General features: G+C 74.3%; 10 protein-coding genes. 6 read left to right on the forward strand and 4 right to left on the reverse strand.

The window, feature by feature from the left end:
* Positions 1-112: 112 nt before the first annotated feature.
* A complete protein-coding gene (locus tag ABT084_RS14705; protein WP_351042754.1) occupies positions 113-1,666 on the forward strand; it encodes a GNAT family N-acetyltransferase in 1,554 nt (517 codons plus the stop codon).
* On the opposite strand, the gene ABT084_RS14710 is transcribed toward ABT084_RS14705, so the two are convergent.
* The gene (locus tag ABT084_RS14710) at positions 1,596-2,843 is read right to left on the reverse strand and encodes a trans-sulfuration enzyme family protein (RefSeq protein WP_351042757.1); all 1,248 of its coding nucleotides are present in this window, start codon (positions 2,841-2,843) and stop codon (positions 1,596-1,598) included. The genes ABT084_RS14705 and ABT084_RS14710 overlap by 71 nt on opposite strands.
* 60 nt (positions 2,844-2,903) lie before the next feature.
* Here ABT084_RS14710 and ABT084_RS14715 point away from each other — a divergent pair, with 60 nt between their 5' ends.
* Both ABT084_RS14715 and ABT084_RS14720 read left to right on the forward strand, forming a co-directional pair.
* Positions 2,904-3,386 (forward strand): Lrp/AsnC family transcriptional regulator, encoded by a 483-nt coding sequence (locus ABT084_RS14715; RefSeq protein ID WP_351042760.1) that lies wholly within the window; start codon positions 2,904-2,906, stop codon positions 3,384-3,386.
* Between the two features lie 48 nt (positions 3,387-3,434).
* Entirely contained in the window at positions 3,435-5,132 is a 1,698-nt protein-coding gene (locus tag ABT084_RS14720; RefSeq protein WP_351042763.1) for a DUF885 domain-containing protein, read from the forward strand.
* Positions 5,133-5,227: 95 nt separating this feature from the next.
* Here the strand turns inward: ABT084_RS14720 and ABT084_RS14725 are convergent, their stop codons facing one another.
* The gene (locus ABT084_RS14725; RefSeq protein ID WP_351042766.1) at positions 5,228-5,734 is read right to left on the reverse strand and encodes a rhodanese-like domain-containing protein; all 507 of its coding nucleotides are present in this window, start codon (positions 5,732-5,734) and stop codon (positions 5,228-5,230) included.
* 94 nt (positions 5,735-5,828) lie between these two features.
* Between ABT084_RS14725 and ABT084_RS14730 the strand changes: the two genes are divergently transcribed.
* Positions 5,829-6,275, forward strand: coding sequence for an Lrp/AsnC family transcriptional regulator (locus ABT084_RS14730; protein WP_351042769.1), 447 nt, complete (start codon positions 5,829-5,831; stop codon positions 6,273-6,275).
* Positions 6,276-6,411: 136 nt separating this feature from the next.
* Here ABT084_RS14730 and ABT084_RS14735 read toward each other — a convergent pair whose 3' ends face one another.
* Together ABT084_RS14735 and ABT084_RS14740 are read right to left on the reverse strand one after the other, a co-directional pair.
* Positions 6,412-9,423: an AAA family ATPase gene (locus tag ABT084_RS14735; protein WP_351042772.1), complete on the reverse strand. Its 3,012-nt coding sequence runs from the start codon at positions 9,421-9,423 to the stop codon at positions 6,412-6,414.
* Positions 9,420-10,604: an exonuclease SbcCD subunit D gene (locus tag ABT084_RS14740; protein ID WP_351042775.1), complete on the reverse strand. Its 1,185-nt coding sequence runs from the start codon at positions 10,602-10,604 to the stop codon at positions 9,420-9,422. Before ABT084_RS14740 ends, ABT084_RS14735 begins: the two co-directional genes overlap by 4 nt.
* A 290-nt stretch (positions 10,605-10,894) precedes the next feature.
* On the opposite strand from ABT084_RS14740, the gene ABT084_RS14745 reads away from it, so the two are divergent.
* Positions 10,895-11,290 (forward strand): BlaI/MecI/CopY family transcriptional regulator, encoded by a 396-nt coding sequence (locus ABT084_RS14745; protein ID WP_351042778.1) that lies wholly within the window; start codon positions 10,895-10,897, stop codon positions 11,288-11,290.
* The coding region (locus ABT084_RS14750; RefSeq protein ID WP_351042780.1) for a M56 family metallopeptidase at positions 11,287-12,009 on the forward strand (723 nt) is incomplete at its 3' end. The genes ABT084_RS14745 and ABT084_RS14750, both read left to right, overlap by 4 nt.

The raw sequence follows: 12,009 nt of genomic DNA on the forward strand, positions 1-12,009 counted from the left end.
GCAGGACGGAAAACAGGCCGGAAAACAGGGCGAAATCGATCGGATCGACACTTAACCAGTCGGTCACAAACCGTTCGTGATCACGCAACACCCCGGCGCCACAGTGGTGTGCATGACTGACCGCAGCCCCGCCACCGCCCACCGTTCCCACCGCCCCCAGCGCGTCCACCACTGGCGCCACGACCTCGTCGAGCTGGCCGCCCTGTTCTGCGCCGTGGCGGTCGCCGACGCGTTGGCCAATCTCGTGGCGCACGGTCCGAGCGGGCCCGTCATGCTGGTCGCCTCGGCGGTCGCGTTGCTGATCACCGCCGGTTTCCACACCTGGTGGGCCCGCCGTCACAGCCACGCCCCACCGCCGGGCCCCAGCACCCCGTCCCCCGCCGGCGCCCTGGCGGGGGCCGCCGCGACAGCGTCCGCGCGGGCGCGTACAAGCACGAGCAGGAGCACGAGTACGAGTACGAGCAGGAGTACGAGCACGACGACGAGCGCCGACGCGAGCGCGACGGACGCCGCGGCCGACCCCACCGCGGCGGGCTCCACCACCCTGTGGCGGATGCGGACGACCGTGCGGGACGAGCCCGGCAGCCTCGCCGCGCTGTGCACCGCGCTCGCCCACCACGACGTCGACATCCTCACCCTGCAGACGCACCCGCTCCCCGAGGGCGGCACGGTCGACGAGTTCCTGCTGCGCGCTCCGCAGGAACTGCCGTCCGCCGAGCTGACCCGCGCCGCCGCCCTGGCCGGCGGCCACAGCACCTGGATCGAGCGCGCCGACGCCCACGACCTGGTCGACACCCCGACCCGCGTGCTGGAGCTGGCCACCCGGACCGCCCTGGACGCGGCCGAGCTGCCGCTCGCGCTGCGCCGGCTGCTCGGCCGCTGCACCATCCACTCGATTCCGGCGACCACCCTCACCGGCCGTCCCAACACGGCCGCCCACGCTCCCGTCGAGGGCGTGCTGGAGTCCACCACGATGCGGTTGCGCGACCCCTCGGGCGGTGCGATCACCGTCGACCGCCCTTACCTGCCCTTCACCCCGACCGAATTCGCCCGGGCCCGCGCGCTGGTCGAGCTGGACGCCCGGCTCGGCCCGCGCGTCCCGCGCAGCCAGGACGTACTGACCCTGCCCGAGGGCAACGAGATCACCGTGCGCCGCGCCGACGGTTCGGACCTCCCGGCCGCCCGCGCGATGCACGACCGCTGCTCCGAGCGGACGCTGGGCCTGCGCTACCACGGGCCGGTCGCCGACGCCGACCGCTACCTGGGCCACCTGCTGAGCCCGCGCTTCGGCCGCACCCTGGCGGCCACCACCACCTCCGGCAAGCTGGTCGCCCTCGGGCACCTGCTCTGGGACGGGGACGAGACCGAGGTGGCGCTGCTCATCGAGGACGACTGGCAGCGCCGCGGCATCGGCTCCGAGCTGCTCGGCAGGCTGATCTCGATGGCCGTCGAGGCCCGGTGCGACAGCGTGTACGCCGTCACCCAGGCCTCGAACACCGGCATGGTGGCGGCCATGCGCGGCCTCGGGCTCCCGCTCGACTACCAGATCGAGGAGGGCACCCTGGTGATCACGGCCCGACTGGACGCCTCCAAGGTCAGCTCCCGGCCGTCGTACGGGCCGCAGGGCGAGCAGCGCTCGTACGAGAGCCCGCGCCACCAGAGCTGACGAGCTCGCCGGGCGCCCGGTCCGCGGCCGTGCCGAGCGCCTGGTCCAGGTCGGCCCACAGGTCGTCCACGTCCTCCAGCCCGACGGACATGCGCAGCAGCCGGTCCCCGACCCCCGAGGCGTGCCGGTCTCCCTCGGCCACGATGCGGTGGCTGATGGAGGCCGGGTGCTGGATGAGGGTGTCCACGCTGCCCAGGCTGACCGCCGGGGTGATCAGCCGGACCGCGCCGATCACCGCGTGCGGGTCGCCGACCGTCTCGAAGGCGACCATGGCTCCGCCGATGCTCGGGTAGTGCACCCGCTCCACCCGGGGGTCGGCGGCGAGCCGCCGGACCAGTTCGCGGGCGGTCGCGGAGGCCGCCCGTACCCGCACCGGCAGCGTGGACAGGCCCCGCAGCAGCAGGTATCCGGCGAGCGGGTGCAGCACCCCGCCGGTCGCGAAGCGCACCTGGCGCAGGGTCCGGGCGAAGGCCTCGTCGCAGGCCACGACCCCGCCCAGGACGTCGCCGTGGCCGCCCAGGTACTTGGTGGCGCTGTGCAGCACGAACCGCGCGCCGCTCTCGACGGGCCGCTGGAGCACCGGGGTGGCGAAGGTGTTGTCGACCAGCAGCGGCACCTCGCCGCAGGCCCGGGCGGCGGCCCGCAGGTCCAGTTCGGCCAGGGTCGGGTTGGCCGGCGACTCCACCATCACGAGGCCGGTGTCCGGACGGATCGCCTCCGCGATCCCCTCCACGAGCCGCTCCGGGTCCACCCAGGTCACCTCGGTGCCGAGCAGCCCGCTGCCCAGCAGGTGATCGCTGCAGCCGTAGAGCGGCCGTACGGCGACCACGTGCCGCAGCCCCATGGACGCACGGGCCAGCAGGGTCGCCGTCAGCGCGGCCATCCCGCTGGCGAAGGCCACGGCGCTCTCCGTGCCCTCCAGCCGGGCGAGGGCGTTCTCGAAGCGGGCGGTGGTCGGGTTGTCCAGCCGGGAGTAGACCGGCGGGCCCTCGGGACGGGCACCCGTGGTGGCGAACTCGTCGATCCGGGCGGCCTCCGCTCGGCTGTCGTACGACGGGTAGGTCGTCGACAGGTCGAGCGGAGGCGCGTGCAGTCCGAGCCGCGCGAGGTCCTCGCGTCCGGCGTGTACCGCTTCAGTGGCCAGTGACCGTCGTACGGTCTCGGCGTTCATCTCCATGGCCCGAACTGTGATGATCGGACCGGTGATGGCGGGAAAATGCCGTGCTACGTTCGGCCAATGTCCGAATCCGTCGCTTTGGATCCGGTCGATCTGCACATATTGCGCCTACTGCAGAACGACGCCCGGACCACGTACCGCGACCTCGCCGCCGAAGTCGGCGTGGCGCCGTCCACCTGCCTGGACCGGGTCGCCCGGCTGCGCCGCTCGGGGATCATCCTCGGCCACCGGCTGCGCCTCGACCCGGCGCGCCTGGGTCGCGGGCTGGAGGCGCTGCTGCTGATCCAGGTGCGCCCGCACCGCCGGGAGCTGATCGGCCCGTTCGTGGAGCGGGTGCGCGCGCTGCCCGCCTCCCGGTCCGTCTTCCACCTCACCGGACCCGACGACTACCTCGTGCACGTCGCCGTGGCCGATCCGGCGGAGCTCCAGCGCCTCGTCCTGGACGAGTTCACCTCGCGGCGCGAAATCGCCCGTGTGGAGACGCGGTTGATCTTCCAGGAGTGGGACTGCGGTCCACTGCTTCCGCCCACGTCAGGCTGCTGACAGCGAACGCTAGTGACGCGGGCGGGTCTCCCGTATGAAGATGTCCGAATGTCAGACACCCTCCACAGCGCCACCCAGCTGCCCCGCCAGGTCGCGGACGCGTACGTCGACGACCTCATCGCACTCGACCCGATCACCGGCACCTACCTCGGTGTCGCCGCGAGTTCAGCCGAACTCCCGGACTTCTCCCCGGCCGGACGCGAGGCCTCCGCCGCGCTCGCCCGCACCACCCTCGCCAAGCTGGACGCCGCGGAGCGGCTCCCCGGTGGCGATAGCGACGCCGAGCGCCGCTGCGCGCGCCTGCTGCGCGAGCGTCTGACCGCCGAACTCGCCGTGCACGACGCCGACGAGGACCTGCGCGCGGTCAGCAACATCCACTCCCCGGTGCACAGCGTCCGCGAGGTCTTCACGCTGACCCCCGCCGACACCGACGAGGACTGGGCCGCGATCGCCCAGCGGCTGCGCGGAGTTCCCGCCGCCTTCGCCGGCTACCGCGAGTGCCTCCAGCTCGGGCTGGACCGCGGCCTGCTCGGCAGCCCGCGCCCCACGGCCACCTTCATCGGCCAGCTCGGCACCTGGGCCGGCGAGGACGGCGACGGCCCCGGCTTCTTCGCCGACTTCGCCGCGGCCGGCCCCGAGGGCCTGCGGGCCGAACTCGACGCCGCCGTCGAGCAGGCCAACGCCGCCGTCGTCTCGCTGCGCGACTGGATGCGCGACGTGTACGCGCCGGCGGTCAAGGGCGCACCGGACCCGGTGGGCCGCGAGCGCTACGCCCGCTGGTCGCGCTACTTCAACGGCACCGACCTGGACCTGGACGAGGCGTACGCCTACGGCTGGTCCGAGTACCACCGGCTGCTGGCCGAGATGAAGACCGAGGCGGCCAAGATCCTGCCCGGCGCCGGTCCCTGGGAGGCGCTGCGCCACCTCGACGAGCACGGCACCCACATCGAGGGCGTCGACGAGGTCCAGGCCTGGCTGCAGGGCATCATGGACGAGGCGATCCAGAACCTCGACGGCACCCACTTCGAACTCGCCGAGCGCGTGCGCAAGGTGGAGTCCCGGATCGCCCCGGCGGGCGGCGCGGCGGCCCCGTACTACACCTCCCCCTCGGAGGACTTCTCGCGGCCGGGCCGCACCTGGCTGCCGACCATGGGCCAGACCCGCTTCCCGGTCTACGACCTGGTCTCCACCTGGTACCACGAGGGCGTCCCCGGGCACCACCTCCAGCTCGCGCAGTGGACGCACGTGGCGGACCAGCTCTCCCGCTACCAGGCCACCGTGGGCATCGTCAGCGCCAACGCCGAGGGCTGGGCGCTGTACGCGGAGCGCCTGATGGACGAGCTGGGCTACCTCACGGACGCCGAGCAGCGGCTGGGCTACCTGGACTGCCAGATGATGCGCGCCGCGCGGGTGATCGTCGACATCGGCATGCACCTGGGGCTGGAGATTCCGGCGGATTCGCCGTTCCACCCGGGCGAGAGGTGGACGGTGGACCTGGCGCAGGAGTTCTTCGGCCTGCACAGCGGCCGCCCCGCGGACTTCATCGAGAGCGAGCTGACCCGCTACGTCTCGATGCCGGGTCAGGCGATCGGCTACAAGCTGGGCGAGCGCGCGTGGCTGCTGGGCCGGGACAACGCCCGCGCCGCGCACGGCGAGTCCTTCGACCTGAAGGCCTGGCACATGGCGGCCCTTTCGCAGGGGTCGCTGGGGCTGGACGACCTGGTGGACGAGCTGTCCAAGCTCTGATCCTCGCAAGACGACGGCGGGCCGTTCGCCTCCTTCGTGAGGCGAACGGCCCGTCGTCTTCAGCGGTGTCAGCGGTGTCAGCGGTGTCAGCGGTGTCAGCAGCCGCAGTCGTCGGAGTCGGTCGGGGCGGTCAGCGGGTCGGCCTCGGCGCGCTGTTCGCGGCCCTGCCAGGTCTCCACCTCGAAGCCCTCGCGGATCCAGTACTCGATGCCCCCGAGCATCTCCTTGACCTGGAAGCCCAGCTGGGCGAGGGCGAGGGCGGAGCGGGTGGCGCCGTTGCACCCCGGGCCCCAGCAGTAGGTGACCACGGGGACGTCCTTGTCCAGCAGCCGCTCGGCCTGTTCGGGGACCAGGGCGGTGGGCAGGTGGACGGCGCCGGGTACGTGCGCCTGGTCCCAGGACGGCGTGGAGCGCGAGTCGACGATCTGGAAGCCGAGTTCGGCACCGTGCTCGCGGTGGGCCTCGAGGGCTCCGGCGACGTCGGAGACGTCCGCGTGGAAGGCGAGGCTCGCGGCGAAGTAGGCGGCGGCCGCGGCGGGGGTGGCCGGGGGCACCCGAAGGACGGAGTTGGTGGTGGCGGTGGGCTGCGGTGTCGTCGTCATGGCTGAAAATCTATGATCGGCTGATCATCTTTGGAAGTGGAATTCCACTGCCGTTCCCTTGATCCACCGGGATTTCACCTGCTAGATCTGGCACATGACCGACTATTCCCCCGACGCCACCGACTGGCGCATCCTGGAAGCCCTCCAGGCCGACGGCCGCGCCACCTTCGCCGAGCTGGCCCGCGCGGTCTCGATGTCCGCGAGCGCCGTCACCGAGCGGGTGCGACGGCTGGAGGAAGCCGGCGTGATCACCGGCTATACGGCCACGGTCGATCCGCAGAAGCTCGGGAAGACCATCATGGCGCTGGTCCGGCTGCGCTATCCGCACGGGAACTACAAGCCGTTCCACGACCTCCTGCACACCACTCCGGAGATCCTGGAGGCCCATCACGTCACGGGGGACGACTGCTTCGTCCTCAAGGCTGTGGCGCGCTCCATGTCGCACCTCGAGGAGATCACGGGCAAGATCGCCGGGCTCGGCTCGGTGACGACCAGCGTCATCTACTCCTCGCCGCTGTCCCGGCGCCCGCTCAGTCCATAGCGCCCCGCTCGCCCCGCTCGGCGCGCTCGGCCCGCGGCGACCCACTCGGCCTGCGGCGACCCACGCCGTCCACTACAGCCCGTGACGGACGCTACGTTCCGTAACGCCGCCGTGACGGCCGCCTCGGCACTCTTGCCTAGGAGGCGTCGCCCGTGTGGTGGCGCACCACGGAACCACCACGCTGCTTGACAATTTCCAACTGGGTCTGGACCCGCGTCCGCAGGTCCGCGACGTGGCTGACGATCCCGACACTGCGGTCCCGCTCCCGCAGCGAGTCGAGTACGTCGAGCACCTCGTCCAGGGCCTGTTCGTCGAGGCTGCCGAAGCCCTCGTCGATGAAGAGCGTGTCCAGACGCATCCCGCCCGCCTCGTCGGTCACCACGTCGGCGAGACCGAGGGCGAGGGCGAGCGAGGCGAAGAAGGTCTCGCCGCCCGACAGGGTGGCGGTGTCCCGTTCGCTGCCGGTCCAGGCGTCCACCACGTGCAGGCCGAGCCCGGAGCGGCCGCGTCCGCTCGCCCGGGCGTCCGAGTGGACCAACGTGTACCGGCCGCCGGACATGCGCAGCAGCCGTACGGTCGCGGCCGCCGCGACCTGCTCCAGCCGGGCGGCCAGCACGTAGGCCTCGAGGCGCATCTTGCGCTCGTTCTCGGCAGAGGTGCCCGCGGTGAGACCGGCCAGCGCGGCCACCCGGTCGTAGCTCTCGCGCAGCGGACCGAGCGCGCGCAGCTCGTTGTCGGCTTGCCGGGACAGCCGGTCCAGCTCGGCGCAGCGCAGCCGCGCCGCGTCGGCGGCCGAACCGGCGGCGCGCAGGTGGGCCGCGGCCCGCTCGGCCCGTTCCTCGGCGGCGCGCGGGTCGGCGGGCGGGAGGGTGGCCGCCCGGGCCGCGTCGGCCTCGGCGAACCGGTCGGCCAGCAGAGCCTCTTCGGCCTGCCAGGCGTCCAGGCGGCGTTGCAGGGCGCTGCGTTCGTACTCGGGGAGCACCGCCTCGGCGGCGGCCTCGGTGGTGTCGAAGCCCGCGCGGAAGGCGGCGTCGGCGAGCCGTCCGTCGGCCTCCTTCAACCGTTCGGCGGCGGCTTCGGCCCGGTGCAGCGCCGCGGCGGCGTCCGCCACCAGCCGGACCCGGGTCTCCAGCAGCCGGGCGCGGTCGCCGACGCTGGACGAGCCGGCCCGTACGCGGACCAGCTCCTCCTCCAGCGCCTGCTGTTCCTCGTCCAGGGCTTCGCGGCGCGAGGAGCGGGCGGCGATGCGCCGCTCGGCGTCGAGCCGGTCGGCGCTGCGGGTGGCGTGTTCGCGTTCGGCGTGGGCCAGCCGCTCGCGGGCTCCGTGCAGCCCCGCCGCCGCGGAGTGGGCGGCCGCGTGGCGGTCGGTCAGTTCCTGGGTGCGGTGGAGGAGTTCGGCCGTGGTGGCGTCCCCGGCCGCGGCCGCCGCCTCGGCGCGTGCTTCCCGTACGGCGGCCAGCCTGCGTTCGGTCGTCGCGCGCCGCTCCTCGGCCTGCTCGAAGCGGGCGTGGGCGGCGTCCTCGGCGGCGCGGTCCACATGGCCGGGGGCCGGGCGGGCCGGTTCGGGGTGCTCGGCCGAGCCGCACACCGTGCACGGCCGGCCCGCGACGAGCGCCTCGGCGAGTTCGGCGGCGATCCCGCGCAGCCGGGTCTCCTTCAGCACCAGCCAGCGCTCCCGTGCCGCCGCGGACTCCTCGCGTACGGAGAGCAGCTCGCCGGAGACGGCCTCCGCTTCGGCGGCCAGCGCGTCCCGGCGCCGGGCCGCGGCCAGGTGCAGCCGTGCGGGCTCCAGCCGCCCGGCGAGGTGCTCGGCCTGTGTCGCGGCCTGCTGTGCGGTGTCCACGCGCTCGCGCAGCGCGGCCCGCAGGGGCTCCCAGCGGGCCAGCCAGTCGGCGGACTCCTGCTGCTGTTCCTCGGCGGCGCGGGACTCGCGGTCCAGGGCGGTGCGTTCGCGGGAGATGTCGGCGCTGCGCTGCTCCGCGCGCTGGGCGGCGCCGAGCGCGCCCAGTTCCCCGCGCAGTCGCTGTTCGAGGGCGGCGAGCTGCTCCGCGCCGGCCTCGACGAGGTCGGCGTGCAGCCGCCCCCGCGCGTCGGCGACGGCGTGCACGGCGGCCCGGTGGGCACCGGCGGCGCCTTCGCGCAGGTCGAGGGCGGGGGCCACCAGGGCGCCCCGACGGGCTTGGTCGAGGCGTGCGCGGACCCGCTCGCGTTCGGGCGCGGCTTCGGCGAGGACCGCGGCGCGGTGGACGGCTTCGGCGTGGCGCCGCTGGAGCCGGTCGAGCTCGCGGGCCTCCTCGGCCGCGCGGCGGGCCGCCGCGTGGCGGTGTTCGACGGCGGTGAGGGCGTACGCGCGCACGGTCAGGCGTTCCCGGGCCGAGCAGCGCGCCACGGCCGCCCAGGCCCGTACCGCCTCGGCGAGGCCGGGGTCGCCGGGCTGGTGGCCGGGCAGGGGCCAGGCGCGCAGGTCGGCGCTGTCCCCGGCGGCCTGGGCGAGCCGCTGGGCCGTGCCGAGCACCTTCTCGTCGCCCGCACGGACCTTGGCCTCGGCGGCCCGGCGCTGTTCGGCGAGCAGGGTTTCGACGGCGGCGAACCGGCGGGTGTCGAAGAGGCGGCCCAGCAGTCGGCCGCGGGCCTCCGCGTCGGCGCGCAGGAACCGCGCGAACTCCCCCTGCGGCAGCAGCACCACCTGGCAGAACTGTTCGCGGCTCATGCCGAGCAGCTGCTCGATCTCCTCGCCGATCTCCTGGTGGGAGCGGCTGAGCCCCTGCCAGCCCGGCTCGCCGAGGTGCTCGCGGAGCCAACTCTGGGCCTTGTCCTTGGTGGTCCCCGTGCCGCGCTTCTTGGGGCGGGGCTGCTCCGGCCGCCGGGTGATCTCCAGGCGGCGGCCGCCCGCGGTGAGTTCGAGGGTGACCTCGGTGGCCTCCTCGGGGGCGGCGTGGTCGCTGCGCAGGCTGGTGCCGGGGGCCTGCCGGGGGCCGGGGACCGATCCGTACAGGGCGTAGCAGACCGCGTCGAGGACGGAGGTCTTCCCGGCCCCCGTGGGGCCGTGGAGCAGGAAGATCCCGGCGCCGGAGAGCGCGTCGAAGTCGATCTCCTGGGGTTCGGCGAAGGGGCCGAAGGCGCTGACCTTGAGCCGGTGCAGCCTCACCGGCCCCCCTCCGCGCGTCCGCCGTCGAGCCGCGCGGCCTCGACGCGCACCCCGTCGAAGGCGGCCCGCAGCACGGCCCGTTCGCCCTCGTCGGCCGCGCCCCCGCCCCGGACGTGCGTGACGAAGTCCTCGGCGATCTCCTGGTCGCTGCGGCCCTTGAGGCGCTGGGCGTAGGAGGCGCCGTCCTCCTCCTCGCGGCCCTGGGGGTCGAAGGCGAGGCTGAGGGTGTGCGGGAAGCGGGCGGTGAGGCGCGCCATGGGGTCCTCGGGCCGGACCGGGTCGGTGAGGGTGGCCTCCACCCACGCCTCTTCGTGCCCGGCGAGCGCGGGGTCCTCCAGCAGCTCCTCGATGGGGCCGCGGATGCGGGCGAGCGGGCGCGGGACGGGGGTGTCGATCCGCTCGGCCACCGGGCTCGTGCCGGCGGCGCCCAGTTCGATCAGCCACATCGTCTTGCGGTGGTGGACCTCGGAGAAGGAGTAGGCGAGCGGGGAACCGGAGTAGCGGACCCGTTCGTTGATCGTCTGGCTGCCGTGCAGGTGCCCGAGGGCGGTGTAGTCGATCCCGGCGAAGACCGAGGCGGGCACCGACTCGACCCCGCCGACGGCGATGTCGCGTTCGCTGTCGCTGGCCTGGCCGCCGGTGACGAAGGCGTGCGCGAGGACGACGGAGCGGGTGCCGGGCTCCCGGGTGGCGAGGTCTGCGCGGATCCGGTCCATGGCGGCGCCGAGGACCGCCTCGTGGCTCACCTTCGGTGCGTCGAGCGCGTCCTTGACCAGGGCCGGTTCGAGGTACGGCAGCCCGTAGAGCGCGACCTCGCCGTGTACGTCGCTCAGCACCACGGGGTCGGCGCAGCCCGCCGGGTCGGTCCGCAGGTGGATCCCGGCCCGGCCGATCAGCCCGGCCCCGACGCCGAGGCGGCGGGCGGAGTCGTGGTTGCCGGAGATCATCACGGTGGGTACGCCGAGGTCGGCGAGGCGGTGCAGGACCCGGTCGTAGAGCTCGACGGCGGGCAGCGGGGGCACCGCGCGGTCGTAGATGTCGCCCGCGACGAGCACGGCGTCGACCTCGCGCTCCCGGACCGTCTCGACCAGGTGGTCGACGAAGGCGGCCTGGGCGCCGAGCAGGTTCACCCGGTGGAAGGCCCGGCCGAGATGCCAGTCGGAGGTGTGCAGGAATCTCACGATGCGCCCCCGACCTGCACGTGTACCGATCCTCCTCGACCCGCGGAATCCCGCTCGGACCGGCAGGGTGTGCGGCGGTCGCGGCCCTCCACTCTAATGCCGGTTCGCGCGGCGCCGGGACGGAACGGGTGAGCGGGCCCGGGCGGGGCGAGGGTGCGGGGGCGCGGGCGGCCGGGCGCGGCCGCTCCCATAATCTGAACGGACCGGCCCGGGAGAAGGACCCCGGCGGCACTACACTGACGGAGACGGTCTACATCGCCGTAGACGGAGGAAGCGTGAGGAGCGTCCCCATGGGTGAGGCGAACCCGGAACGGCCGTCGGAGGCCAACCAGGAACGGCTGCCGGCCGGTGAGCTGGAGGCCTCGGTGCTGGCGGCCCTGTGGGCGGCCGGTACTCCGCTGACCCCGGGCCAGGTCCAGGAGGCGCTGGGCACCTCGCACGCGCGGACGACCGTGACCACGATCCTGTCCCGCCTCCACGAGAAGGGCACCGTCTCGCGCACCCGTGCCGGTCGCGGCTTCGCCTACCTCCCGACCGAGGACGCCTCCGGGCTCTCGGCCCGCCGGATGCACTCGGAGCTGCGCAAGACCGAGGACCGGGGCGCCGTGCTGACCCGTTTCGTCTCCCAGCTGAGCGACGACGACGAGCGGCTGCTGCGGTCCCTGCTCGACGGAGGCGGCGCATGATGTACGCGGTCTGGCTGCCGCTGCTCGTCCCCTTCCTCGCCGGACCCGTGGGCCGGCGGCTGGCGGGCTGCCTGCCCCCGCGGCAGGCGGTCTGGCTGCTGGCCGTCGCCGCGGCCGGTCTGGCCCTCGGCAGTACGGCCGCCCTCGCCCTCCTCGTCGTACCCGGCGCCACACACCTGCGCGTCGTCGCTGCCCTGGGACGGCTGCTCACCCCGCTGCGGACCGGTTCCCCCGACGCGGTGGTCGCGGTCGCGATCGCGGCCGCGGCGCTGCTCGGCTGGTCCGTGGCGCTGCTGGCGCGGGCCGCGAACCGGCGCCGGTGCCAGCTGCGCCGGGCCGGACGGCTCGCGGCGCGCGCCGACGGCGAGCTGGTCGTCCTGGCCGAGCCGTGCCCGGACGCCTACGCACTGCCGGGCCGCCCGGGCCGGATCGTCGTGACCACCGGCATGCTGCACGCGCTGTCGGCCGCCGAGCGCGAGGCCCTGTTCGCCCACGAACGGGCCCACCTCAGGGACCGGCACCACCTGTTCGCCGCCGTGGTCGACCTGGCGGCCCTGTGTCACCCGGCGCTGCGCGCCCTGCGCGAACCGCTGGCCTACGCCCTGGAGCGCAGCGCCGACGAGGCGGCCGCGCGCGCCGTCGGCGACCGCGGGCTCACGGCCCGTGTACGTCGTGGCGCTCAACGCCCACAAGCTCGCCGGCATGGACGAGTTCATCAT

The sequence above is a fragment of the Streptomyces sp. NPDC002138 genome (genome assembly GCF_040296485.1).
In the GTDB taxonomy this organism is placed as follows: domain Bacteria; phylum Actinomycetota; class Actinomycetes; order Streptomycetales; family Streptomycetaceae; genus Streptomyces.

What these genes read in the sequence shown, in the direction of transcription:
- ABT084_RS14715 (WP_351042760.1), top strand. Translation starts at nt 2,904, where the DNA reads ATGTCCGAATCCGTCGCTTTGGATCCGGTCGATCTGCACATATTGCGC.
- ABT084_RS14710 (WP_351042757.1), bottom strand. Translation starts at nt 2,843, where the DNA reads ATGGAGATGAACGCCGAGACCGTACGACGGTCACTGGCCACTGAAGCG.
- ABT084_RS14720 (WP_351042763.1), top strand. Translation starts at nt 3,435, where the DNA reads ATGTCAGACACCCTCCACAGCGCCACCCAGCTGCCCCGCCAGGTCGCG.
- ABT084_RS14745 (WP_351042778.1), top strand. Translation starts at nt 10,895, where the DNA reads ATGGGTGAGGCGAACCCGGAACGGCCGTCGGAGGCCAACCAGGAACGG.
- ABT084_RS14730 (WP_351042769.1), top strand. Translation starts at nt 5,829, where the DNA reads ATGACCGACTATTCCCCCGACGCCACCGACTGGCGCATCCTGGAAGCC.
- ABT084_RS14705 (WP_351042754.1), top strand. Translation starts at nt 113, where the DNA reads ATGACTGACCGCAGCCCCGCCACCGCCCACCGTTCCCACCGCCCCCAG.
- ABT084_RS14725 (WP_351042766.1), bottom strand. Translation starts at nt 5,734, where the DNA reads ATGACGACGACACCGCAGCCCACCGCCACCACCAACTCCGTCCTTCGG.